At 75.3% G+C, this 21,921-nt stretch carries 20 protein-coding genes; 15 read left to right on the top strand and 5 right to left on the bottom strand.

Features of this window, described 5'->3' with window-relative positions; genetic code table 11:
* Positions 1–97: 97 nt before the first annotated feature.
* From FB457_RS10405 to FB457_RS35635, 4 genes are all read left to right on the top strand, one after another.
* Positions 98–1,138: an NlpC/P60 family protein gene (locus FB457_RS10405; RefSeq protein ID WP_145781618.1), complete on the top strand. Its 1,041-nt coding sequence runs from the start codon at positions 98–100 to the stop codon at positions 1,136–1,138.
* A gap of 195 nt (positions 1,139–1,333) precedes the next feature.
* Positions 1,334–2,575, top strand: a complete 1,242-nt coding sequence (locus tag FB457_RS10400) for a hypothetical protein (RefSeq protein ID WP_145781616.1) — start codon at positions 1,334–1,336, stop codon at positions 2,573–2,575.
* 66 nt (positions 2,576–2,641) lie between these two features.
* Positions 2,642–3,226 (top strand): helix-turn-helix domain-containing protein, encoded by a 585-nt coding sequence (locus FB457_RS10395; protein WP_047015315.1) that lies wholly within the window; start codon positions 2,642–2,644, stop codon positions 3,224–3,226.
* 16 nt (positions 3,227–3,242) lie between these two features.
* Positions 3,243–3,368 carry a DUF6126 family protein gene (locus tag FB457_RS35635; protein ID WP_222439496.1) on the top strand — a complete coding sequence of 42 codons (126 nt, stop codon included), beginning with the start codon at positions 3,243–3,245 and terminating at the stop codon, positions 3,366–3,368.
* Between the two features lie 28 nt (positions 3,369–3,396).
* Here FB457_RS35635 and FB457_RS10390 read toward each other — a convergent pair whose 3' ends face one another.
* Positions 3,397–4,638 (bottom strand): glycosyltransferase 87 family protein, encoded by a 1,242-nt coding sequence (locus FB457_RS10390; RefSeq protein WP_486588984.1) that lies wholly within the window; start codon positions 4,636–4,638, stop codon positions 3,397–3,399.
* Between the two features lie 121 nt (positions 4,639–4,759).
* Between FB457_RS10390 and FB457_RS10385 the strand changes: the two genes are divergently transcribed.
* The gene (locus FB457_RS10385; RefSeq protein WP_486588983.1) at positions 4,760–5,983 is read left to right on the top strand and encodes a glycosyltransferase family 4 protein; all 1,224 of its coding nucleotides are present in this window, start codon (positions 4,760–4,762) and stop codon (positions 5,981–5,983) included.
* A gap of 147 nt (positions 5,984–6,130) precedes the next feature.
* Here the strand turns inward: FB457_RS10385 and FB457_RS10380 are convergent, their stop codons facing one another.
* On the bottom strand, positions 6,131–7,951 hold the full coding sequence (locus tag FB457_RS10380) for an AMP-dependent synthetase/ligase (protein WP_145781614.1): 1,821 nt from the start codon (positions 7,949–7,951) through the stop codon (positions 6,131–6,133).
* Between the two features lie 143 nt (positions 7,952–8,094).
* Between FB457_RS10380 and FB457_RS10375 the strand changes: the two genes are divergently transcribed.
* From FB457_RS10375 to FB457_RS10350, 6 genes are all read left to right on the top strand, one after another.
* Positions 8,095–8,856 (top strand): metallophosphoesterase family protein, encoded by a 762-nt coding sequence (locus tag FB457_RS10375; RefSeq protein ID WP_078898183.1) that lies wholly within the window; start codon positions 8,095–8,097, stop codon positions 8,854–8,856.
* Positions 8,857–8,905: 49 nt separating this feature from the next.
* A complete protein-coding gene (locus FB457_RS10370; protein ID WP_047015311.1) occupies positions 8,906–9,388 on the top strand; it encodes an SRPBCC family protein in 483 nt (160 codons plus the stop codon).
* An 8-nt stretch (positions 9,389–9,396) separates the two neighbouring features.
* Complete coding sequence (locus tag FB457_RS10365) at positions 9,397–10,710, top strand: ArsA family ATPase (protein WP_047015310.1); 1,314 nt, start codon at positions 9,397–9,399, stop codon at positions 10,708–10,710.
* A gap of 131 nt (positions 10,711–10,841) precedes the next feature.
* A complete protein-coding gene (locus FB457_RS10360) occupies positions 10,842–11,294 on the top strand; it encodes a DUF5304 family protein (RefSeq protein ID WP_145781612.1) in 453 nt (150 codons plus the stop codon).
* A gap of 73 nt (positions 11,295–11,367) precedes the next feature.
* Positions 11,368–12,309, top strand: a complete 942-nt coding sequence (locus FB457_RS10355; RefSeq protein ID WP_047015308.1) for an ROK family glucokinase — start codon at positions 11,368–11,370, stop codon at positions 12,307–12,309.
* Between the two features lie 163 nt (positions 12,310–12,472).
* Positions 12,473–13,255, top strand: a complete 783-nt coding sequence (locus tag FB457_RS10350; protein WP_145781611.1) for an endonuclease/exonuclease/phosphatase family protein — start codon at positions 12,473–12,475, stop codon at positions 13,253–13,255.
* 365 nt (positions 13,256–13,620) lie between these two features.
* On the opposite strand, the gene FB457_RS10340 is transcribed toward FB457_RS10350, so the two are convergent.
* The gene (locus FB457_RS10340) at positions 13,621–14,301 is read right to left on the bottom strand and encodes a hypothetical protein (RefSeq protein ID WP_047015306.1); all 681 of its coding nucleotides are present in this window, start codon (positions 14,299–14,301) and stop codon (positions 13,621–13,623) included.
* Complete coding sequence (locus tag FB457_RS10335) at positions 14,288–15,085, bottom strand: alpha/beta hydrolase (RefSeq protein WP_047015305.1); 798 nt, start codon at positions 15,083–15,085, stop codon at positions 14,288–14,290. The genes FB457_RS10340 and FB457_RS10335 overlap by 14 nt, the downstream gene beginning before the upstream one ends.
* Before the next feature lie 200 nt (positions 15,086–15,285).
* On the opposite strand from FB457_RS10335, the gene FB457_RS10330 reads away from it, so the two are divergent.
* From FB457_RS10330 to FB457_RS10315, 4 genes are all read left to right on the top strand, one after another.
* Positions 15,286–16,062, top strand: coding sequence for a lysophospholipid acyltransferase family protein (locus FB457_RS10330; protein ID WP_047015304.1), 777 nt, complete (start codon positions 15,286–15,288; stop codon positions 16,060–16,062).
* A 36-nt stretch (positions 16,063–16,098) separates the two neighbouring features.
* Entirely contained in the window at positions 16,099–17,322 is a 1,224-nt protein-coding gene (gene macS, locus FB457_RS10325; protein ID WP_145781609.1) for a MacS family sensor histidine kinase, read from the top strand.
* 604 nt (positions 17,323–17,926) lie between these two features.
* A complete protein-coding gene (locus tag FB457_RS10320; RefSeq protein ID WP_047015302.1) occupies positions 17,927–18,571 on the top strand; it encodes a response regulator in 645 nt (214 codons plus the stop codon).
* 159 nt (positions 18,572–18,730) lie between these two features.
* Positions 18,731–19,759, top strand: coding sequence for a 6-phosphofructokinase (locus FB457_RS10315; RefSeq protein WP_047015301.1), 1,029 nt, complete (start codon positions 18,731–18,733; stop codon positions 19,757–19,759).
* Between the two features lie 54 nt (positions 19,760–19,813).
* Here FB457_RS10315 and FB457_RS10310 read toward each other — a convergent pair whose 3' ends face one another.
* Positions 19,814–21,715 carry an anthranilate synthase family protein gene (locus FB457_RS10310; protein WP_222439498.1) on the bottom strand — a complete coding sequence of 634 codons (1,902 nt, stop codon included), beginning with the start codon at positions 21,713–21,715 and terminating at the stop codon, positions 19,814–19,816.
* Positions 21,716–21,921 lie beyond the last annotated feature (206 nt).

Below are 21,921 nucleotides of genomic sequence, written 5' to 3'. Positions count from 1 at the left end.
ACGTCCCGCGGGTGACCTGCGTCGGCACCCGGGCGCCGACATCGCGCCCGGGGGCGGTTCTTGGTCGGCGCGTAGTCGCGTGGTTACTGTCTGCCGCGTGTCAGCACATCGACGATCCACCCGGCCCTGCGGTGCCGGCCGGCTGCGTACCGGCGTCCTCACCGCCGCCGCGGCGGCGGCGCTGTCCGGCTCGCCCGCCGTCTTCTCCGGCCTCTCCGACGCGGCCCTGGCCGCCCCCGACGACCACGCCGCGGCCAGGGAGCGCGTCCACGACCTCTACGCCCAGGCAGAGCGGGCCACCGAGAAGTACAACGCGGCCAAGGAGCGCACCGAGGAGCTGCGCCGCAAGGCGGCCCTGCTCCAGGACCGCGCCGCCCGCGACCTCGCCCGGATCAACCGGATGCGCACCGAACTCGGTTCGCTCGCCGGCGCGCAGTACCGTTCCGGCGGCATCGACCCGAAGCTGACCCTGATCCTCTCGGAGAGCCCCGAGGGCTATCTGGAGAAGGCCGCCGCCCTGGAGCGCATCGGCAACCGGCAGAGCGGCCGGCTGCGCCAACTCGTCGGCCTCCAGCGCGGGCTGGAGCAGCAGCGGGTACGGGCCGGGGACACCCTCGCGGACCTGGAGCGCGAACGCGACGCGCTGGCGGGGCACAAGCGCGAGGTCACGGACCGGCTCGCGGAGGCGCGGCGGCTCCTCAACTCGCTGCCGAAGGAGGAGCGCCCCGGCACCGGCCGCGACCGCGCCTCCCGCTCCGCCCAGGCGCCCGACCTCGCCCCGGCACCGGCCTCCGGCCGCGGCGCGCTCGCGGTGGCGGCGGCACGGGGCGCGGTCGGCACCCCGTACGTGTGGGGCGGCGCGGCGCCCGGCGGGTTCGACTGCTCGGGCCTCACGCAGTGGGCCTACGGCAAGGCCGGGGTGTCCATCCCGCGCACGTCGCAGGCGCAGCGCTACGCGGGCCGCCAGGTGCCGCTGGGCCAGGCGCAGCCGGGCGACCTGGTGACGTACCGGGCGGACGCGAGCCACGTGGCGATGTACGTGGGCGGCGGCCAGGTCGTCCACGCCCCGTACCCGGGTGCGTCGGTGCGCTACGACCCGGTGGGGATGATGCCGGTGGCCTCGGTGACCCGGCCGTAGAGCCGGACGGGGGCGCGGATCGCCGTCGCGCCCCCACGCCTGCCACATCCCCGCCACCTCCCCGCCACCCCTTACGTCCCCTACGTCCCCTACGTCCCCCGCACTCCCGCCCAAGGGTAGGCCGCCCCTCTGACAACACCGCCCCGGTCACCCGCGCCGCACCCCCGCCCGCCGGAGCGACGTACGCTCGTCGGCGTGGCAGGCGTGCGGCGGACCGTGGTGCTGGTGCTCTGTGCCGGGCTGGTCGCCGCGCTGCTCGGCGGGTGCGGCAGGGACGGCAGGGACGGCGGGGACGGCGAGCCCCGCGACGCCACCCGCGCCATCGCCGACCTGCTGCGGCAGCGCTCCGCCGCCGTCCGCGACGGCGACGAGGCCGCGTACCTGCGCACCGTCGACCCGCACTCCGGCCCGTACCGGCAGCGGCAGCGCACCGTCTTCCGCAACCTCGACGCCCTCCCGCTCGCCGCCTGGACCGTCCGCCTCGACGACCCGGCCCGCGCCACCGTGCCCGCCACCGCGGAACGCACCACCGCCGACGTCCGCCTGGCCTACCGCCTCCGCGGCTACGACACCGGCGACGCGACCGCCGGCCAGCGGCTGGAGTTCGTACGCCGCGACAGCCGCTGGTACGTCGCGGGACCGGCGCCCGGCAGCCGCCCGCAGCCGTGGGACCAGGGCCCGCTCACCGTCGTACGCGGCACGCACAGCCTCGTGCTCGGCGCCGGCCAGTCCGGGGCCCGCCTGCGCGGCATCGCCGCCGTCGCCGACCGCGCGGTGCCCGACGTCTCCGCCGCGTGGGGCGGCGCGTGGGCGCGCCGCGTCGTGGTGGTGGTGCCCGCGTCGCAGGCGGCGATGGGGGAACTGCTCGGCGCGGGACCCACGGACTACGCGGGTGTCGCCGCCGTCACCACCGGCCGGCACCGGGACCGCACGCCAGCCGACCGCGTCGTCGTCAACCCCGAGGCGTACGGCACGCTCGGCACCCTGGGGCGCCGCATCGTCCTCACCCACGAGACCGTCCACGTCGCCACCCGCGCCGACACCTCCCCGGCCACGCCCCTCTGGCTCTCCGAGGGCTTCGCGGACTGGGTCGCCTTCCGCGGCACCGGCCGCGACCCCCGCCAGGGCGCACCCGAACTCGCCCGCGCGGTGGCCGCCGGCCGGCTGCCGGACTCCCTCCCCGCCGACGGCGACTTCACCCGCCCCACGGGCGGCGACGGCGACCGGGTGGCGGAGGCGTACGGCGAAGCGTGGCTGGCGGCACGGATGGTCGCCGACGAGTGGACCCCGGACGACCTCGTGGCGCTCTACCGCGCCGTGGGCGGGGCGAAGTCCCGCGACAAGGCCGTCGGCCCGGCTCTCCGCGCGGAGCTGGGCGCGAGCCTCACGGAGTTCACGGCACGGTGGCGGACGTACCTGGACCACGAGCTGGGCTGAGGCCGTCTTTTGCCTGAGAGGCAAGAAGTTTGACTCTGAGGCACGTGCGCTGGCTCAATGAGCGGTATGAGCACCGAGCATCCCCAGGCTCCCCACCTGCGCGAGCTGCGCCGGCGGGCCGGGCTGACGCTGGAGGCCGCGGCCGCCAGGGCCGAGCTTTCGCCGGCCCATCTCTCCCGGCTGGAGACCGGGCAGCGGCAGCCCTCGCTGCCGGTGCTGCTCAAGCTGGCCCGGGTCTACGGTACGACGGTTTCCGAGCTGCTCGGCGAGGTGTCCTCGGCGCAGACCTCCGTCGTGCGGGGGGCCGAGGTGCCGGTGCGGGAGGCCGGGGGGTGGTCGTACCGGCAGGCCGGGGGGACGGACCGGGGGATGCAGGCGCTGCGGGTGTTCGTGCCGTACGACGCCGAGCACCGCGATCTCGTCCGGGTCCATCCCGGCGAGGAGTGGCTGTACGTGCTCGACGGGCGGATGCGGCTCGTGCTCGGCGACCGCGAGCACCTGCTGGACCCCGGGGACAGCGCCCAGTTCGACTCCCTCACCCCGCACCGCATCGCCGCCGCCGAGCCCGGCGGGCTCGGGCTGCTCTTCGTCCACACGCTGCTGCAGAGCGCTGTCACCGGGCTGTGCCTCGGCGACGGCACCCGGCACTGACCCCAAGGAGACCGCCGTGTCCAAGCGGATCGAAGAGAGATTCCCCCGCGGCCTGGTGATCCGCCTCATCGTCTACATCTTCGTCGGCCACCTCTTCGCCGCGTTCCTGCTCCTCCTCTTCAAGGCGGGCGGCGGCGCGTAGACCCGCAGGGGATGGGGTAACGCGGACCTCACCACGTCAGCAGGTCGTCCTCCCGCGCCGTACGCTGCCGCGGCACCGCAGCCTCCCCGCTCCCCGGCCCCACGGGCGCCGCCGTCGACCGCCACAGCCGCCGGCACGCCACCACCGTCGCCACGACCAGCAGCCCGTTCCGGAACGCCAGCAGCGCGATCCCGAACCCGGTGCTCCCCACGACCTCCCCGAACCACACCGGGAACTCCGCCAGCGTCACCCCCGTCGCCGCCAGCACCAGACCCGCCGGCAGCGCCATCCGCGCCGCCCGCAGCGTCAGGCACACCGCCGCCAGGCCGACGAGCCAGAGCAGGTACTGCGGGCTGATCACCCGGCTCGTGGTCGTGAAGAGCAGCGCGCCCGCGAACGCCGCCTCGCACCCCGTCGTCGCCGTGAACTCCCGCGCCCGCAGCCGCCACAGCACCAGCCACCCCATCGCCACCACCGAGAGCCCCAGCGCCAGATCGCTGACCAGGCCGACGCCGGGACCGAGGAACTCCATGGAGCCGTAGTGCAGTTCCACCGTCCCCTCCCAGCCGTGGTGCCTGCCGACGTGGAAGACCAGCGCCCCCAGCGACTCCACCTCCGTGCCGCGGTCGCGCTGCGCCGTGACGAAGCCGAACGCCCCCGGCAGCGCCACGGCCGCCAGCAGCGCCACCCCCGCCGCCGTACCCGCCGCCGCGCCCCACGACAGCCGCGTCGCCCGCCCGCGCGCCGCGCCCAGCAGCACCAGCACCGGCCACACCTTCAGCATCGCGCCGAACCCCGCCAGCGCCCCCGCCACCGCCGGCCGCCGGGCCGCGGCCAGCAGCGCCGCGACGGCGACGGCGGTGACCATCACGTCGTAGCGCGCGTACGCGGTCGGCCCCAGGAGCGGCACCCCCGCCACCCAGAACCACGCCCCCGCCCACGACCGCCCGGCGCCGCCCCCGGCCCGCAGCAGCAGCGCCAGCACCGCCGCGTCCGCGGCGCAGGCCAGCGCGAAGAAGGCGGACGCGTAGCCGAGGAACGGCAGCAGCCCGGGGGAGAGCACCGGGAGCGCCGCGCCCGGCGGGTACTGCCAGCTCACGTCGTCGACCGGGAACGTGCCGGTGCGCAGCACCTCGTACCAGCCGCGGTAGATCACCTCGACGTCGCTGGTGACGTCGGGCCCGGGCAGCGTGACCACGCCCAGGACGAGCAGCAGCAGGCCCGCGCGGGTCAGCGCCCACGCCGCCACCGGCGCCGCGACCCGTGCCATGGCTCGACCTCCGCCCCTGCCCCGTGTGCGTCCGACGACGCTGCGAGTCCGACGACACTACGACACGGCTCCGCCCGGCCGCAGGTCCCCGGCCCCGCGGGCCCCGGTACTGTCGGCCGCGATGCACACGCCACCGCCCCGCAAGCCGCCGCCCGGCGACCCGCCTCCCGGCAGACCGCCGGCCCACCGGCCGCCGCGCAAGACCCTCGTCGTCACCAACGACTTCCCGCCCCGGCCCGGCGGCATCCAGAACTTCCTGCACAGCATGTGCCTGCGGCTGGACCCCGAGCAGGTCGTCGTCTACGCCTCCACCTGGAAGCGTGACGCCGAAGGCCGCGCCGCCACCCGGGACTTCGACGCCCGCCAGCCCTTCGAGGTGATCCGCGACGGCACCACGATGCTGCTGCCCACGCCGCGCGTCACCCGCCGCGCGGCCGGGCTGCTGCGCGCGCACGGCTGCCGCTCGGTGTGGTTCGGGGCCGCCGCGCCGCTGGGGCTGATGGCGCCGGCGCTGCGGCGCGCGGGCGCCGAGCGGATCGTGGCCACCACGCACGGGCACGAGGCGGGCTGGGCGCAGTTGCCGGTGGCGCGGCAACTGCTGCGGCGCATCGGCGAGTCGGCGGACACGCTCACGTACCTGGGTGAGTACACCCGCGCCCGGATCGCCCGCGCGCTCACCCCCGAGGCCGCCGCGCGGATGGCGCGGTTGCCGCCGGGCGTCGACGACACCGCGTTCCACCCGGGCTCCGGCGGCGACGCCGTACGCGCCCGCCTCGGGCTCGCGGACCGGCCGGTCGTCGTCTGCGTCTCCCGGCTCGTCCCCCGCAAGGGCCAGGACACCCTCATCCGCGCGCTGCCCCGGATCCTGGCCGCGCAGCCGGAGGCGGTGCTGCTGATCGTCGGCGGCGGACCGTACCGCGGTGACCTGGAGAAGCTCGCGGCGGCCACGGGCGTCGCCGGCTCGGTGCGCTTCACGGGCGCGGTGCCGTGGGAGGAACTGCCCGCGCACTTCGGTGCGGGCGACGTGTTCGCCATGCCGTGCCGCACGCGGCGCGGCGGGCTCGACGTGGAGGGGCTGGGCATCGTGTACCTGGAGGCGTCCGCGACCGGCCTGCCGGTCGTCGCGGGCGACTCGGGCGGGGCCCCGGACGCGGTGCTCGACGGCGAGACCGGGTGGGTGGTGCGCGGCGGCGCGGAGCGGCAGGCGGCGCAGGCGGCGGAGCACATCGTGACCCTGCTGGGCGACGCGGACCTGCGCGCGCGGATGGGCGCGCGGGGGCGGGTGTGGGTGGCGGAGCGGTGGCGCTGGGACCTGCTGGCGGAGCGGCTGACGTCGCTGCTGTGAGGGCGCGGAGCGGCGCGTACGGTACGGGCCGGGGGCTCGCGGCCGTACGCACCGGCCCCACCGGGCCCGTACGCGACCGGCGTTGGGCACCCGCAGCCGACCGGCGTGCGGCGCCCGCCCGCGAGCGGCCCCGTACGCCCCCGCCCCCTACCGCTCGTAGAGCGCCTCGATCTCCTCCGTGAAGTCCTTCGCCACCGCGCCCCGCTTCAGCTTCAGCGACGGCGTGAGATGCCCCGACTCCTCCGTGAACTGCCCCGGCAGGATGCGGAACCTGCGCACCGACTCCGCCCGCGACACCTGCGCGTTCCCGTCGTCCACCGCCAACTGCACCGCCGCGAGCAGCTCCGCGTCGTCCGCCAGCTCGGCCGCCGTCCGGCCCTGCTTGCCGTGCTCCTCCGCCCACCGGGCGAGGAACTCCTCGTCCAGCGTGATCAGCGCCGCGACGAACGGGCGCGCGTCGCCGACGACCATGCACTCCGCCACCAGCGCGTGTGCCCGGATGCGGTCCTCTATGACCGCGGGGGCGACGTTCTTGCCCGCCGCCGTGACGAGGATCTCCTTCTTCCGCCCGGTGATGGAGAGATACCCGTCCTCGTCCAGGCTCCCGAGGTCGCCGGTGCGCAGCCACTCACCGTCCAGCGCCGCGGCCGTCGCGTCCGCGTCGGCCCAGTACTCCTCGAAGACGTTGCCGCCGCGCACCAGCACCTCGCCGTCGTCGGCGATGCGGATGGTGCAGCCCGGCAGCGGCTGTCCCACGGTGCCGATCTTCGGGCGCTGCACCGGGTTGACGGTGATCGCGGCGGCCGTCTCGGTGAGGCCGTAGCCCTCCAGGACGGTGAAGCCGATGCCGCGGTAGAAGTGCCCGAGCCGCTCGCCGAGCGGGGCGCCGCCGGAGATCGCGTGCGTGGCGCGGCCGCCGAGGACGGCGCGCAGCTTCGCGTAGACGAGCTTGTCGAAGAGCGCGTGCCGCAGCCGCAGTCCGAGGGCGGGGCCGCCGGTGTCCAGGGCGCGGCTGTACGCGATGGCGGTGTGGGCCGCCTTGTCGAAGATCTTCCCCTTGCCGTCGGCGCCGGCCTTGGCGCGGGCGGAGTTGTAGACCTTCTCGAAGACGCGGGGGACGCCGAGCAGCAGCGTCGGCTTGAAGGCGGCGAGGTCGCCGGTGAGGTTCTTCACGTCCGGCACGTGCCCGAGCTTCATCGGGGCGACCATCGCCGCGATCTCCACCAGCCGGCCGAAGACGTGGGCGAGCGGCAGGAAGAGGAGGATGGAGCTGTCGCCGGAGCGGAAGAGCGGGCGCAGTTGCTCCACCGCGTTGCCGCACTCGGCGAGGAAGTGGCCGTGGGTGAGGACGCAGCCCTTGGGACGGCCGGTGGTGCCGGAGGTGTAGACGAGCGTCGCGGGGGAGTCGGCGCCGGCCGCGGAGCGGTGCTCCTCCAGCGTGGCGTCGGACACCCCGGTCCCGGCGGCGGTCAGCTCGGCGACGGCGCCCTTACCGTCCCCTTCGCCGCCGGACCCGCCCTCGATCTGCCACACCTGGCGCAGCAGCGGCACCCGGCCGCGTACCGACTCGACCGCGGCGGCGTGCTCCGCGGTCTCCACCACGCACGCCACGGCGCCCGAGTCGCTGAGGATCCAGTGGATCTGCTCGGCCGAACTCGTCTCGTACACCGGGACCGTCACGCCGCCCGCGGTCCAGATCGCGAAGTCCAGCAGAGTCCACTCGTACCGCGTACGGGACATCAGCCCGATCCGGTCCCCCGGCCGCAGCCCGGCCGCGACCAGGCCCCTGGCCACCGCCTCGACCTCCGTGAGGAAGTCCGCCGCGGACACGTCCCGCCAGTCGCCGGCCGCGGTCTTGCGGGCGACGACGGCCAGGTCGGGGGTGCGGGCGGCGTTGGTGCGGACGAGGTCCGAAAGGTTGGCGTCCGCCGGGACCTCGTACAGGGCGGGAAGGGCGAACTCTCGCAAGACGCTGCTCCTCGACGTTCCGGTGGGCCACCTGCGACCCTATCCCCACGGGGGCGCCTAGCGGCAGTGGCGCCGCTCGCCGCCGTGCGGGTGCCCGCACGGGCGCCGTGCGGGCCCGTGCGCGCCGGAAGTAGGGTGATCGCATGAGGGTCCACGTGGTCAGCGACGTGCACGGCAACAGCGCGGATCTGGCCCGCGCGGGCGACGGCGCGGACGCGCTGGTCTGCCTCGGCGACCTCATCCTCTTCATCGACTACGCCGACCACTCGCGCGGCATCTTCCCCGACCTCTTCGGCGTCGCGAACACCACGCGCAGCGTGGAGCTGCGCACCGCCCGCAGATTCGACGAGCACCGGGAGTTCGTGGGCTCGCTGTGGGCCGGGATGGACAAGCGCGGGGAGATCGAGAAGGCGGTGCGCCAGCAGTACGCGGAGCTGTTCGCGGCCTTCCCCACGCCGACGTACGCCACCTTCGGCAACGTCGACATCCCGCGGCTGTGGCCCGAGTTCGCCCGCGAGGGCACCACGGTTCTCGACGGCGAGCGGGTCGAGATCGGCGGGCTGGTCTTCGGCTTCGTCGGCGGCGGACTGCAGACGCCGATGCGCACGCCGTACGAGATCGACGACGAGACGTACGCCGCGAAGGTCGCCGCCGTCGGCGACGTCGACGTGCTCTGCTCGCACATCCCGCCCCTCGTCCCCGACCTCTGCTACGACACGGTGGCGCGCCGCTTCGAGCGCGGCAGCGAGGCGCTGCTGGAGGCGGTGCACAAGGTGCGGCCGCGGTACGCGCTCTTCGGCCACGTCCACCAGCCGCTGGCGCGGCGGATGCGCATCGGGGCGACGGAGTGCGTGAACGTCGGGCACTTCGCGTCCCGTGGGAAGCCGTGGGTTCTGGAGTGGTGAACCGGGCGCGGTAACCTTCAGCGCGGACGGTTGACGGAGGAGCCAAGGCATGGCAGAGCACACCAGGTCGAGCATCACCATCGACGCCGCGCCGGACGCGGTGATGACGGTGATCGCGGACTTCGACCGCTATCCGGAATGGACCGGCGAGGTGCGGCGGACCGAGGTGCTCGAAGCGGACGGACAGGGGCGCGCGGTGCGCGTGCTGCTGGTGCTGGACGCGAAGACGATCCGGGACGAACAGACGCTGGCGTACACCTGGGCGGGACCGCACGAGGTGCGCTGGACGCTGGAGAAGTCGCAGATGCTGCGCGCGCTGGACGGGGCGTATCTGCTGCGGCCGCTGGCGGGCGGCGAGCGCACCGAGGTGACGTACGAGCTCACCGTCGACGTCAAGATCCCGATGCTCGGGATGATGAAGCGCAAGATGGAGAAGATCATCATCGAGCGGGCGCTGGACGGGCTGAAGCAGCGCGTCGAGAGCGTGCCGGGCGCTTCAGCGGACTCCGGCTCCGGTTCCGGCACGGACTGACGGGCCGCGTGCGTACTCTCCTCGTCACCGGCGCGGCCGGCGCGGGCCGTACGACGGTCGCGGCGGCGACGGCGCTGCGGGCCGCGCGCGCCGGGGCCCGGGTGCTGCTGCTGACGGCGGACCGGGAGGCGGGCGGGCTGCTGACGGGCGCGCCGGAGGCGCGGGTCCCGGGCCAGCGGCCGGCCGCGGAGCCGGCGGCCGAGCGGTCGGCGGAGGCGCCGCCGTGGACGGATCCGGTCCGGGTCGGGACGGGGCTGTGGGCGGCGCGGCTGCGCGGGGCGGAGTCGGCGACGGAGTCGCTGGCGCTCTGGCAGGAGCGGTACGAGGACACCCTGGACCTGCTCGGCGCGACGCCGCTGGCGGCGGAGGAGCTGACGCCGCTGCCGGGCTCGCGCGAGTTCGCGGTGCTGCGGGCGCTGGTGGCGCTCTACGAGACCGGGCCGGCAGACGGCGACGTATCCGCGGCCGGGGACTCCGCCGCGTCCGGACCGTGGGACCTGGCCGTCGTGGACATGCCCGCCGCGTGGGAGACCCTGCGGGCGCTAGCGCTGCCGGAGCAGTTGGTGCGCTACCTGCGGCGGCTGCTGCCCGCGGAGCGGCAGGCGGCGCGGGGACTGCGCCCGCTGCTGGGCCGGCTGCTCGGGGCGCCGGTGCCGGCGGGGCGCGTGTACGAGGCGGCGGCCCGCTGGGAGCACCGGCTGGAGACCGTACGGGAGGCGGCCGAGGCCGCGGGGACGCGGGTGCGGCTCGTGCTGGAGGCCACTCCGCGCGGGGCGCGCGAGCTGCGGCGTACGCGCGCGGCGTACGCGCTGCAGGGCTGCGCGGTCGAGGCCGTGGTGGCGAACCGGGTGCTGCCCGGGGGCTCGGACGACGCCTGGTACGCGACGCTGGCGGACGAGCAGCACCGTGTCGCCAAGGAACTGGCTGCGGAGCTGCGCGAGGCGGGCGCCAGGTTCTGCGTGCTGCCGCACCTGGGCCCGGAGCCGAAGGGCCCGGTGGCCCTGGCGGTGCTGGCGGAGGCCGTGGCGCCGCCCGGCGCACGGCCCGCGGCGATCGACCCCGGGGACCCGGCGGAGGTGGACGACCTGCTGGCCGACGAGGGCGTGCTGCTGTACCGCCTGCCGCTGCCGGGCGTCGAACGGGGGGACCTCACCCTCGTACGCCGCGGCGACGAACTCCTGGTCACGGCGGCCGGCCACCGCCGCGCCCTGCCGCTGCCGGCGGCACTGCGCCGCTGCACCATCACCCGCGCCGGCCTCCACGAGGCCGAACTCCACATCCGCTTCACCCCGGACCCGGCGGTCTGGCCCCAGCCGGGCTGACGACCCCACCCGCCTCATCGACCCCGACCCGCTCCGTCCCGTCCCCCGCCACCCCCGCCTCCCTCCTCCCCGGGCCCACAACCCGCTGCGCGGCGGTGAACGTGAAGTCGGCGGTCGGGTACCGTCGATGTATGAGTGATGCCATCGAGCGCCCTGAACCCGGTGCGGCGTCCACCGTCCCGGACCCGGACGCGTGGGCCCAGGCGTGTGCCGAGGACTTCGCCGCCGAGCAGGCCCGGCGGCGCGCGGTCTACGGGCCGGAGCCCGTCAGCGCCGCGGAGGAGCTGCGCCGCTTCTTCGACTCCCTCTCCGACAAGGTCTCCGAGCTCCGCGCCCCCGGCGCGACCGGCGGTACCGCCGCCGTCGCGCAGACCGCCGCGCAGCAGATCGCGAAGCAGTTCCTCGCCTCCGTGAAGACCGTCGTCGAGCCCGTCGTGGAACGCAATCCGCAGGTCTTCGACCACCTCGCCACCGCCGGCACGGAGATCGCCGCCGCCTACCGCGCCGCAGTTCAGCGGCAGGAAGCCGACTGGTCGCGGGACGACGAACCGCCCAGCAGCCCCAAGCAGATCGACCTCGACTGACGGCCGGGCCCCGCGCCGCCTCCGGTAATGTGAGGAGGCGCAGCGGGGCTCGAACCGAATAACCGAGGGAGACATGGGACTCACCATCGGCGTCGACATCGGCGGCACCAAGATTGCGGCCGGTGTGGTCGACGAAGAGGGCTCGATCATCCGGACGAGCACGGTACCGACCCCCGAAACACCCGAAGGCGTCGTGGACGCCATCTGCGCGGCGGTCCGGGAGGTCACGTCCACGACCCCGGCCGAGGCCGTCGGCATCGGCGCCGCCGGGTACGTGGACGACAAGCGCGCCACCGTGCTCTTCGCCCCGAACGTCAACTGGCGCCACGAGGCGCTCAAGGACAAGGTCGAGCAGCGCATCGGCCTGCCCGTCGTGGTCGAGAACGACGCCAACGCCGCCGCCTGGGGCGAATATCGCTTCGGCGCGGGACAGGGCCACGACGACGTCGTCTGCATCACCCTGGGCACCGGCCTCGGCGGCGGCGTGATCATCGGCGGCCGGCTGCACCGCGGCCGCTTCGGCGTGGCCGCGGAGTTCGGTCATATCCGCGTCGTGCCCGACGGGTTGCTGTGCGGCTGCGGCAGCCAGGGCTGCTGGGAGCAGTACGCCTCCGGCCGTGCCCTCGTGCGGTACGCGCGCCAGCGGGCCGCCGCCACCCCCGAGTCCGCCGAGATACTGCTCTCCCTCGGCGACGGCACACCGGAGGGCGTCCAGGGGCGGCACGTGAGCGAGGCCGCCCGGCACGGTGACCCGGTGGCGGTCGACTCGTTCCGGGAGCTGGCCCGTTGGGCGGGGGCGGGGCTCGCGGACCTGGCGTCGCTCTTCGACCCGTCGGCGTTCATCGTCGGCGGCGGCGTCTCGGACGAGGGCGACCTCGTCCTCGACCCGATCCGCAAGTCGTTCCGGCGCTGGCTCGTCGGCAGCCAGTGGCGCCCGCACGCGCAGGTGCTCGCCGCCCAACTCGGCGGCCGCGCCGGGCTCGTCGGCGCCGCTGACCTGGCCCGCCAGGGCTGACGCCCGGCCGGCGCGGATGACGTGACGGCCCGCGTGCCGGACGGTGCGAGCACCCGAAGGCACGAGGGCCCACGGCTCGCGGTACGCCGCGGCCCCCGGCTTCCGCGACGCCGCGGCCCGCGGCGCCCGCCGCCCACGGCCGTACCCCGGTAGTCTCACCCCCGTGCTGCTGCCCGATCTGCCCGCCTCGCGCACCGAGCCCGACGGCTCCGCCGTCGTCCGGCTGCTCAGCTACAACATCCGCTCCATGCGCGACGACACCGCCGCCCTCGCCCGCGTGATCCGCGCCTGCGCCCCCGACGTCGTCTGCATCCAGGAAGCGCCGCGCTTCTTCCGCTGGCGCAAGAAAGCCGCCCGGCTCGCGCGCGCCACCGGCCTGCTGTACGTCACCGGCGGCGCCACCAGCGCCGGGCCCATGCTCCTCGCCGGCCTGCGCTCGCACGTGGAGCGCACCGACGAGACCCTGCTGCCCCGCACCCGCGGCCTGCACCAGCGCGGTCTGGCGACGGCGGTACTGCGGTTCGGCGACGCCCGGCTGGCCGTCGTCAGCACGCACCTGAGCCTCGCCAAGTCCGAGCGCTACGAGCAGGCCGGGCTGCTGCTCGCGCACGTGCGCGCCCTCGGCGAGCCGCACGTCGCGGTCGCCGGGGACCTCAACGAGCGACCCAAGGGCCCGGCGTTCCGCCGGCTCGCCGCCGAACTGCAGGACGGCTGGGTCGTCAGCCCCTGGGGCGGGCGGCACACCTCCACCGCGCTCAACCCGCGCAAGCGCATCGACGCCGTGCTCGCGACCGACGGGGTCGAGGTGCTGGCCTGCGGCGTCCCGGAGGGCCTGCCGGGCGTCTCCCCGGCCGACCTCAGCGTCGCCACCGACCACCTCCCGGTCCTGGCGGTACTCCGCGTCCCCGCCCCGCCGCCGACCGGGGCCGCGAACGCCGGCCGCTGAGGCGCGTACCGGATCCTCCGGCCGGACCGTCGCCGGCCCGCGGGCGGTGGGCCTGCGCTCCTGGCTGCGGCTCTCCTGGCTGCCCGGAGAGGCCGAGCTGGAATACGGGCAGGGTTCCCCGGCGGGTGCGCGGCGGGGCTCGACGAGGCCCTGGGCCTGCTGGCCGCGGCGCCTGATGTGGCCCCGGCCGCGCGGGAGTCGCTGGTGCGCGAGGGGGGCGCTGCGGACCGTCTGGGGCGACATGTACGGCTGAACCGGCTGCGGCCGCTTCCTTGCCGCGTAGCGGTGGACGTCGGTGGCGTACCGGTCGAAGACCGCGGCGGACGCCTCCGGTTCCGTACGGGGCCTGGCGACGGCCCCGGGGCCTAGACCACCGCGCCGCCGCCCGGCGGCTCGTCGTCATCGTCGCCGCCCGGGCGCATCCGCGCGACGAGCGTGGCGAAGCCGCCGAGGAAGCCGCCGATGCCGAGCACCGAGGCCCACCAGGTCATCGGCTGCTGGAAGATGAGCATCCCCAGCAGGAGCAGCGGGCCGCCGAGTACCGCGAGCCAGGCGAACTTGGTCGTCGTGTCGGCCTTCGGCAGCGGCGGCGGCTCCGGCGGTACGAAGTGGCCCTCGTCGGTCTCGTCGAGGTCGTCGTCCGACGCCTCGGCGGCCTCCCAGTCGCGCGGTCCCGTACCGGCGGAGAAGACGATGAAGCTCGCGCCGTCGCCGCCTCCGGTCCCGCCGCTCTTGGCGGCGGCCCCGGGACCGCCGTCCTCGTCCGGGTCCGCCGGGCCCTCCGCGGTGGCGACACCGCCGCCCGCGTCCGCCGGGCCGCCCTCCGCACCGCCCGCCGGGCCCTCGCCCTCGGCCGCCGCACGCGCCGCCCGCTCGTGCGGCGGCTCCACGGAGTCCTCGTCGAACGCCGCGACGATCTCCGCCCACGCGGCCTCCTCGTCCAGCGGCGCGCCGCCCGACCCCGCCGGCTCCGCGCCCGCCGGCTCCGTCTCCGCCGGCCCGTCGCCCTGCTGCGGGTCCTCCCGGTCCGGGTTACGCTCCGCCACGGGCCCGGGCTCCCTTCCGCTGCTCGCTGCCGTCGGCCGGCGGGGTGAGCCGGTCGATGAAGTCGTCGGTGGCCGAGAAGATCCGTTCCGCGTCGTGGTCGAGCGTGGCGACGTGGTAGCTGTCCTCCAGCACGGTCTCCGTGACGTCCAGGGACGAGACCCGGCCGAGGATACGGGCCGAGTCCACCGGTGAGACGACGTGGTCGACCCGGCTGTGCAGCACCAGCAGCGGCTGCGTCACCTGGGGCAGCTCGCCGTCGACGCGGGCGAGGAGCTGCCGCAGCGAGTGCGCGGCGTGCAGCGGCACGCGGTCGTAGCCGGTCTCGGCGGCGCCCTCCTTGGCGATGTCGTTGATCACGCCCGGCGAGCTCCGTACCAGGAAGCGGGCCGCGGGCAGGGCCTTCGGCAGCACCCCGTGCAGCTTGTTCAGCGGGTTGACCACGACCACGCCGGCGACGGCGTCCCCGTGCAGGGCGGCGAGCCGCAGCATCAGCGTGCCGCCCATGGACAGCCCGCACAGGAAGACCCGCGCGCACTCGCCGGACAGCTCGCGCAGCTCCCGGTCCACCGTCGCATACCAGTCCTGCCAGCGGGTCACCTGGAGGTCCTGCCAGCGCGTGCCGTGCCCGGGCAGCAGGGGCATGGAGACCGTCAGGCCGCGGGCGGCGAGATGCTCTGCCCATGGCCGTACGGACTGGGGGGAGCCGGTGAAGCCGTGGCAGACAAGCACTCCGGTCCCGCCACCCGGCTGGCGGAACGGCTCGGCTCCGGAAAGGACCGGCATGACGGGACTCCGATCGTGTCAGGCGGGCGGCGGATACGTGCCTGGCGCTGCCCTTGAGCGTACTGCCCCGTACGGACGGACGGCCCCCCGCGGACACCCGGCGGGCGCCCCGCGCCGGCCCCGGACGGGCCCGCGCCCCCGGATACCGCTCTCCTACCAGGAGCGCTATGGTCACACGAGCGGATCGCAGGAGGCCCCGGTTGTTCTACAGCGCGATGAAGATGTCTCTCGGCAACAGCCTGAGGCTCGTCTTCCGTCCCTGGGTGGAAGGCATGGAGAACGTGCCCGAGACCGGTGCCGCGATCCTCGCGAGCAACCATCTGTCCTTCTCCGACTCCTTCTTCCTGCCCTCGATGCTGCACCGGAAGGTCACCTTCATCGCGAAGGCGGAGTACTTCACCACCCCGGGCGTGAAGGGCCGGCTGACGGCGGCGTTCTTCAAGGGCGTCGGGCAGTTGCCCGTCGACCGCTCCGGCAGCCGGGGCGCCGGCGAGGCGGCGATCAAGAGCGGCCTTGAGGTCCTCGAACGGGGCGAGCTGTTCGGCATCTACCCCGAGGGCACGCGCTCGCCCGACGGCCGCCTCTACCGCGGCAAGCCCGGTGGGCTCGGCCGGCTGGCGCTGCTCAGCGGGGCGCCGGTGCTGCCGGTGGCGATGATCGACACGGAGAAGATCCAGCCGCCGGGGCAGGTGGTGCCGAAGGTCATGCGGCCGGGCATCCGGATCGGCAGGCCGCTGGACTTCACGCGCTACCAGGGCATGGAGCACGACAGGTTCATCCTGCGTTCGGTGACCGACGAGGTCATGTACGAGATCATGAAGCTCTCCGGCCAGGAGTACGTGGACGAGTACGCGACGGCGGCCAAGCGGCGGATGGCGGACGAGGCCAAGCGGCGTAAGGCGGAGGAGAAGGCGGCCGAGAAGGCCGAGAAGTCCGACGGCGGCTCCGGTGCCGGCGGGCGGCGGGACGCCGCCTAGCGCGGCGGTCCGCCTGCGGGAGGGAGAGTCGGGGCGATGGCCGGGCAGAGCAAGCGGCGGATGTCGGTGGAGCAGCCGCTGTGGCAGGCGCTGACGTACTTCCGGGTGCTGACGCTCGCGTACGCGGTGGCGCAGTTCGTACCCCGCCACGACGACGTCGCGCGGCCGGCGCTGGGCTGGGCGTACTTCGCGGTCCTCACGCTGTGGACGCTGGTCACCTTCCGCCGGGTCTCCTCGGCGGAGCGCTGCACGTACCCCTTCCTCGCGGCGGACATCACGCTCACGCTGACCGGCATCCTGCTGACGATCCCGGTGGAGACGCAGGCGCGCATCGACGACGGCGCGACCACGCTGCCGTCGATCTGGGCGGCGGGCTCGGTGCTGGGCTTCGCGGTCAAGGGCGGCTGGCGCTGGGGCGCGGCGTCGTCGGCGGCGGTGGGGCTGTCGAACATCGTGCAGCGCGGCGAGGTCGTGCAGGACAACTTCCACAACATCGTGCTGCTGATGGTCGCGTCGACGGCGATCGGCTACATCGTGGAGGTCGCGCGGACCAGTGAGCGGACGCTGGCGCGGGCGCTGCAGATCGAGGCGGCGACGCGGGAGCGGGAGCGGCTGGCGCGCGACATCCACGACAGCGTGCTGCAGGTGCTGGCGCTGGTACAGCGCCGCGGGGCGGCAATCGGCGGCGAGGCGAAGGAACTGGGCCGGCTGGCGGGCGAGCAGGAGGCGGCGCTGCGGACGCTGGTGATGGGCGCGACGCTGCCGGGTCAGCGGAGGGCGCCGGCGGCGGAACGTGCCGCCGGTCCGGCGGGCGGTGGTGCGCCAGGCGGAGGCCCGGAGGGGGAGACGGGGGAGATCTCCCTGCGGCTGCTCCTGCTGTCGCTGGGCGGGCCGAGCGTCTCGGTCGCGGAGCCGGGCACGCCGGTGGCGCTGCCGGCGCACGCGGCCCGGGAGCTGGCGGCGGCCGTGGCGGCGGCGCTGGACAACGTACGGGCGCACGTGGGCCCGGAGGCGCGGGCGTGGGTGCTGCTGGAGGAGGAGCCGGACGGCACGGTGGTGGTGACCGTACGGGACGAGGGCCCCGGCATCCCGCGGGGCCGCCTGGCGGCGGCGGAGGCGGAGGGCCGCCTGGGGGTGGCGCAGTCCATCCGCGGCCGCCTGCGGGACCTGGGCGGCACGGCGGAGTGGATCTCCACCCCGGGCCAGGGCACGGAGGTCGAACTCCGCCTCCCCCCACACAACGCCCCGCTCCCCGGATGACCCCACCCCCACGCGAGCCGACGAGGACCCCAAGCCCCGACGGCTCCCCCTTTCGGGTACGTCCCGGCCGAGGGCGCCCGCGCCGGTCCGCCGGGTGCCGCGCCCTGTCCCCGCCGATGGGGCCCACGGGAGCAGACGCATGCGGACACGGGGCGCGCGCCGCCGGGGGCCCCGGGCGGCGCCGGTCCGGTGGTGGTGCCGTGCCCGCGCTGGCCGCGCTCCTTCACCCGCCCCGGCTCCCGCCGGAGGCGGTGCCGTACCGGTTGCGCCGATGCTCCGCCACGCCCTCGCCCGCACGTCCGCGCCGGAGGCGGTACGTGCCGAGACGCGCCGCCGTGGTTCCCGGGCGGTGTCGGTCCGGTCGGTGCCGTCCCCGCGCCGCCCGCGCTCTTCCCCCGTCATTCACCCTCCCGCTTCCGCCGGAGGCGGTGCCCGTACCGGTCCCGGCAGATGCTCCGTCGCGCCGTCGTCCGCACGTCCCCGCGGGACGCGACACGTGCTGAGGCGAGATACATGCGCCACCATGGTTCCCGGACGGTGTCCGTCCGGTAGTGGCAGGGAGGGAGTCGAGGTGGGCGGAGAAGGCAGCGGTGGGGTCCGGGTGATGGTCGTCGACGACCACCCCATGTGGCGTGATGCCGTGGCCCGGGATCTGGCGGCCGCCGGGTTCGACGTGGTGGCCACCGCCGGCGACGGGCCGCAGGCCGTGCGGCGGGCGCGGGCCGCCGCGCCGGACGTGCTCGTGCTGGACCTCAACCTGCCCGGGCTGCCCGGCGTGCAGGTCTGCAAGGAGGTCCTCGGCGCCCAGCCCGGCGTGCGGGTGCTCGTGCTCTCCGCCAGCGGCGAGCACGCCGACGTCCTCGAAGCCGTCAAGTCCGGCGCCACCGGCTACCTCGTGAAGTCCGCCAGCACCGAGGAGTTGACCGACGCCGTCCACCGGACCGCCCAGGGCGACCCGGTGTTCACCCCCGGCCTCGCCGGCCTCGTGCTCGGCGAGTACCGCCGGCTCGCCGGCGAGCCCGTCGCCGAGAACGCCGACGAGCCCGAGGTGCCCAAGCTCACCGACCGCGAGACCGAGGTGCTGCGCCTCGTCGCCAAGGGCCTCTCGTACAAGCAGATCGCCGAACGCCTCGTCATCTCCCACCGCACGGTCCAGAACCATGTGCAGAACACCCTCGGCAAGCTCCAGCTCCACAACCGCGTCGAGCTCGTCCGCTACGCCATCGAGCGCGGCCTCGACGACGACTGAGCCGCCACACCCTCATACCCTCCCGGTCCCCCCTCCGGGTGATGTCCGCCCCCTAATTGACAGGTTGGTGCGTGAATCCCGCTCGCTCCGTGTCGTGTGAGGTGGATCACCGTTAGCGTTGCTGCAGCGGGGTCACGACCGTCAGAAGGGAAACCTGTGATGCGGGTAGGAGTACTGACCGGTGGCGGTGACTGCCCCGGGCTCAACGCGGTCATCCGGGCCGTCGTCCGCAAGGGCGTCCAGGAGTACGGGTACGAGTTCACCGGCTTCCGGGACGGCTGGCGCGGACCGCTGGAGGCCGACACCGTCACCCTGGACATCCCCGCCGTCCGCGGCATCCTGCCGCGTGGCGGAACGATCCTCGGGTCGTCGCGCACCAACCCCCTCAAGGTCGAGGGGGGCATCAAGCGCATCAAGGAGAACATGGCGAAGCTGGAGGTGGACTCCCTCATCGCCATCGGCGGCGAGGACACCCTCGGCGTCGCCCAGCGGCTCGCCGACGAGTACGGCATCAAGGTCATCGGCGTCCCGAAGACCATCGACAACGACCTCTCCGCCACCGACTACACCTTCGGCTTCGACACCGCGGTCAACATCGCGACCGAGGCCATCGACCGGCTGCACACCACGGCCGAGTCCCACATGCGCGTCCTCGTCGTCGAGGTGATGGGACGGCACGCCGGCTGGATCGCCCTGCACTCCGGGCTCGCCGGCGGCGCGAACGTGATCCTCATCCCCGAGCAGCGCTTCGACGTCGAGAAGGTCTGCGGCTGGGTGACCTCCCGCTTCAAGGCCAGCTACGCGCCGATCGTGTGCGTGGCGGAAGGCGCGATGCCGAAGGACGGCGACATGGTGCTCAAGGACGAGTCCCTGGACGCCTTCGGCCACGTCCGGCTGTCGGGCGTCGGCGAGTGGCTGGCCAAGGAGATCGAGCGGCGCACCGGCAAGGAGGCCCGCACGACGGTCCTGGGGCACGTGCAGCGCGGCGGTACGCCCAGCGCGTACGACCGCTGGCTCGCCAGCCGCTTCGGGCTGCACGCGATCGAGGCCGTGCACGACGAGGACTGGGGCAAGATGGTCGCCCTCCAGGGCACCGACGTGGTGCGGGTGCCGCTCTCCGCCGCCACGGCGCGGATCAAGACCGTGGACCCGAAGCTGTACGAGGAGGTCGGCGTCTTCTTCGGCTGAGCGGCGGTACGGGCCGGCGGCGGCCCGCACCGCGCCCGCCGCCGGCCCGCACCCTCAGCTCCGTACCAGCACCGCCGCCAGCAACTGCCGCACCAGCCGGTCGCCGTCCAGCGTCAGCACCGACTCCGGATGGAACTGCACCCCGGCGAAGCCGGGCCCGCACAGGGCGTGCACGTCGCCCGTGCGCGGGTCGCGGCTCAGCTCGACGCCGCGCGCCGCCGCCAGCGCGGCCGCGGCGGCGTCGTCGCAGCGCGCGGTGTACGTGCTGTAGAAGCCGGCCGTCTCGGGACGGCCGAAGAAGTCGATCTCCTCCTGCGCCCCCTGGTACGGCACGTCCTTGCGGACCAGGGGCAACCCCAGCTCGGCGGCGAGGAGTTCGTGGCCCAGGCAGACGCCGAGCAGGCCGTGCCGGTGTCCCGCCAGCAGGTCGCCGGCCAGCCCGCGCAGGAAGCGCATCTTCGGGTCCGCGGTGTCCGCCGGGTCGCCGGGGCCGGGACCGAGCACGACCGGGCCCTCGTGCGCCAGCGCCGCGTCCCGTACGCCGGGCGCGTCGAAGCGGCGTACGTCCACCTCCGCGCCGGACGCGCGCAGGACGTGGGCGAGCATCGCGGTGAACGTGTCCTCGCCGTCGACCACCAGCACCCGCCCGGGCACCGGCCCCGCCGCGGCCGGGTCCTGCACCCGCTGCATGCGCAGCCAGAACGGCGACAGGTGCGTCCTGCGGGCCGCCAGCGCCGCCTGCACCTCCGGGTCCGCCGCGAAGCGCGGCCCGCTCCCGCCCGCGGGCCCTGGGCGCGCGGGCCGTACGCCGAGGGCGGCGAGCACCCCGGCGGCCTTGGCGTGGGTCTCGGCTACCTCGTCGGCCGGCCGGGAGCCGCGGACCAGCGTGGCGCCGACGGGCACCCGCAGCAGGCCGTCCGCGCCGATGTCGGCGGTGCGGATGAGGATGGGGGAGTCCAGGGTCTGCGCGCCGCCGGCGTCGCGGCCGAGGAGGGCGAGCGCGCCGGCGTAGTAGCCGCGGCCGCCCGCCTCGTAGCGCTCGATGACGCGGCAGGCGTTCTGCACGGGCGAGCCGGTCACCGTCGCGGCGAACATCGTCTCGCGGAGCACGTCGCGCGCGTCGAGCGCGGTGCGCCCGCGCAGCTCGTACTCGGTGTGCGCCAGGTGCGCCATCTCCCTCAGCCGCGGCCCGACGACCACCCCGCCCTCCCGCGCGACCGTGCACATCATCTTCAGCTCCTCGTCGACGACCATGGAGAGCTCCTCGATCTCCTTGGCGTCGTGCAGGAACGCCAGCAGGCCGCTTCTGTCCGGGCCGCCGGGCGGGTAGCGGTACGTGCCGCTGATGGGGTTCATCACGACGGTGCCGCCGGTCATCCGCACGTGCACCTCGGGGCTGGCGCCGACGAGGGTACGCACGCCCGGGCGGTGCACGACGAAGGTCCAGTACGCGCCCTGCTCGCCGGCCAGCAGCCGGCGGAAGAGGGCGAGCGCGTCGGCGGCGCCGAAGCCGTCGACGCGGCCCTCGTAGGTGCGCCGGATGACGAAGTTGGCGCCCTCGCCGGTGCCGATCTCGTCGGCGAGGACCCGGCCGACGATGCCCGCGTACTCCTCGTCCGGCACGTCGAAGCCGCCGCCCTCGACGCGGACGCCGTGCGCGGGCAGGGCGTCGAGGAGGGAGGCGGCGGGCAGCTCGTGCACCTCGTCGGGGACGAGCACGGCCAGCGGCGTGCCGTCGTCGCGGACGTCGAAGCCGCGCTCGCGGATCTGCCGGTACGGCACGAGCGCGAGCGCGCCGACGGCACCGGTCGCCGGGCTGCCGGGGATGTCCGCGAGCCGGTCCACCTCGTGGACGGCGCCGAGGAGGACCTCGACGGGCGCGTCGGGGCGGCCCGGGGTGCGGCGGCGGAGGACGGCGAACGGCGGGGCGCCGTCGGCCAGCAGCCGGCGCACCAGGGCGGCGGCGTCGTCCGGGGCGGCGTCCGGAGCCGGGTCCTGGGCGGTGTCCGGGGCGGGGGCGCCGGGCTCGCCGTCCCTGTCCTCCGGCCGGTCCTGCGGGTGTGACCTGGGGGGATGCTGCACGGGTCGTTCCTTCCTGCGACGGAGGGACCGGCCCGCGGAAACACCGAAGGCCGCCCCTCGGGCGGCCTTCGCGGAGTCTT

It is taken from the genome of Streptomyces sp. CNZ287, assembly GCF_007827615.1.
This window is presented reverse-complemented; position numbering and strand designations above follow the sequence as displayed.

Bases quoted from the DNA above. Each gene is read 5' to 3' on its own strand.
- FB457_RS10395 (WP_047015315.1), top strand. From the start codon at position 2,642: ATGAGCACCGAGCATCCCCAGGCTCCCCACCTGCGCGAGCTGCGCCGG.
- FB457_RS10390 (WP_486588984.1), bottom strand. From the start codon at position 4,638: ATGGCACGGGTCGCGGCGCCGGTGGCGGCGTGGGCGCTGACCCGCGCG.
- FB457_RS10385 (WP_486588983.1), top strand. From the start codon at position 4,760: ATGCACACGCCACCGCCCCGCAAGCCGCCGCCCGGCGACCCGCCTCCC.
- FB457_RS10375 (WP_078898183.1), top strand. From the start codon at position 8,095: ATGAGGGTCCACGTGGTCAGCGACGTGCACGGCAACAGCGCGGATCTG.
- FB457_RS10370 (WP_047015311.1), top strand. From the start codon at position 8,906: ATGGCAGAGCACACCAGGTCGAGCATCACCATCGACGCCGCGCCGGAC.
- FB457_RS10360 (WP_145781612.1), top strand. From the start codon at position 10,842: ATGAGTGATGCCATCGAGCGCCCTGAACCCGGTGCGGCGTCCACCGTC.
- FB457_RS10355 (WP_047015308.1), top strand. From the start codon at position 11,368: ATGGGACTCACCATCGGCGTCGACATCGGCGGCACCAAGATTGCGGCC.
- FB457_RS10335 (WP_047015305.1), bottom strand. From the start codon at position 15,085: ATGCCGGTCCTTTCCGGAGCCGAGCCGTTCCGCCAGCCGGGTGGCGGG.
- macS (WP_145781609.1), top strand. From the start codon at position 16,099: ATGGCCGGGCAGAGCAAGCGGCGGATGTCGGTGGAGCAGCCGCTGTGG.
- FB457_RS10320 (WP_047015302.1), top strand. From the start codon at position 17,927: ATGGTCGTCGACGACCACCCCATGTGGCGTGATGCCGTGGCCCGGGAT.
- FB457_RS10315 (WP_047015301.1), top strand. From the start codon at position 18,731: ATGCGGGTAGGAGTACTGACCGGTGGCGGTGACTGCCCCGGGCTCAAC.